A 1,801-nucleotide genomic window follows, 5' to 3' on the forward strand; every position below is an offset into this window, starting at 1 on the left:
GCGTGCGCACCGTTTCACGGATTTGGAGAACGCAATGATGAAGCGCGCCTGGAACAAGTGGCGATCGGGCTATATGGGCCGGCTTGTCGGTGAGAGCTTTTATGCGCAGGGCGGGCTTTACGGCGTTGCGATCCTGGCGATGATCGCGGTGGCGGTCACCACCGCCGGCTCGGCTTACATGATGGAATATATCGTCGATGCCATGACCAGCCCGGAATTGCGGGGATGGGCGCATGTCATTGCGCTGGGGGTTGTGCTTCTGTTCCTGACCAAGGCGGTGGCCTCGTATATTCAGGCCGTCTTTCTGGCGCGCGCGGGCAACCGGATTGTGGCCCAGCAGCAGGAGAAGCTGTACCGCAAGCTGGTCCGGCACGGGGTGTCGTTCTTTTCGACCAATGAATCATCGGATTTGCTGATGCGCACGACCAATGGCGCGCAATCGGCCCGGGGCCTGATCGATGTTCTGGTCACCGGGTTTGTCCGCGATGCCCTGACCCTGGTCGGCCTGATTGTGGTCATGGTGTATCAGCAGCCGGTCCTGTCGGTGATGTTCTTTGTGGTGGGCCCGGTTGCCCTGCTGGGGGTGCGGTATCTGCTGAAAAGCGTCCGCTCGATCATGCAGGCCGAGTTCAAATCGCTGGCCGAGATCATCCGGGTGCTGCAGGAGACCTCGGCGGGGATCAAGGTGATCAAGGTGTTTGCGCTTGAAGATCGCATGATCGACCGAATGGAGACCGCGATCCGGAAGGTCGAACAGCGCTCGAACGACATCGCCCGGCTGCAGGCCATTGCCAGCCCGCTGATGGAGTTTCTGGCCGGTCTGGCGGTTGCCGGGGTTCTCATTGTCAGCACGATGGGCATCGCGGGCACCGAACAGCCGACCGCGGGTCAGTTGATGTCCTTCATCACCGCTTTGCTGATGGCCTATGAACCCGCCAAGCGCCTGTCCAGGATGCGGGTCCAGATTGAAACCTGCATGGTCGGTGTCGGCCTGTTGTTCAGCCTGCTGGATCAGGAGGACACGATGGTGGAAAGCCCCCGGGCCCGTGACCTGAGTGACGGCCCCGGACAGATCACGCTGCGCAATGTGACCTTTGGCTATCAGGGCACGGTGCCGGTGATCGACAACATGAGCGCCACTTTCGAGGCCGGGAAAACCACGGCCCTTGTCGGCCAGTCCGGTGGTGGCAAATCCACGTTGTTTGGCCTGATCATGCGGTTTTACGACCCCGATCAGGGCAGCGTCGAGATCGATGGCCAGGACCTGAGGGATGTCAGCTTTGCCTCGCTGCGGCGGAAAATCTCGTATGTCGGTCAGGATACGTTCCTGTTCTCGGCCTCGGTGATGGACAACCTGCGCTGCTCGGCACCCGATGCGAGCGATGAAGAGGTGATCGCAGCAGCCCGGGCCGCACATGCGCATCAGTTCATCACTGACCTGCCGCAGGGCTATGAGACCCCGGTGGGCGAAAACGGAACCTTTCTGTCGGGCGGTCAGAAACAGCGCATCGCGATTGCCCGCGCCATTCTGCGCAAGGCCGAAATCCTGCTGCTGGACGAGGCCACAAGCGCGCTGGACGCGGAATCGGAATCGCTGGTCAAAGAGGCGCTGGACGCCCTGACACAGGATGTCACCGTCATCGTCATCGCCCACCGCCTGTCAACCGTGCTGGAGGCAGACAAGATCATCGTCATCCAGGACGGCACTATCGCCGAACAGGGAAACCTCGACCAACTCATGCAAAAAAAAGGCCCCTTCAAAAACCTCTTCGACCAACAGTTCAATAAACACAAACAAAAA

The 1,801-nt window shown here is 60.3% G+C and carries 1 protein-coding gene; it reads left to right on the forward strand.

The features are described from left to right. Nucleotides 1-34 precede the first annotated feature (34 nt). Nucleotides 35-1,801, forward strand: a 1,767-nt coding sequence (locus ACR0DS_RS20265) for an ABC transporter ATP-binding protein (protein WP_480560877.1), incomplete at its 3' end; no start/stop codon positions are given.

The organism is Ruegeria sp. AF5, from assembly GCF_056541905.1.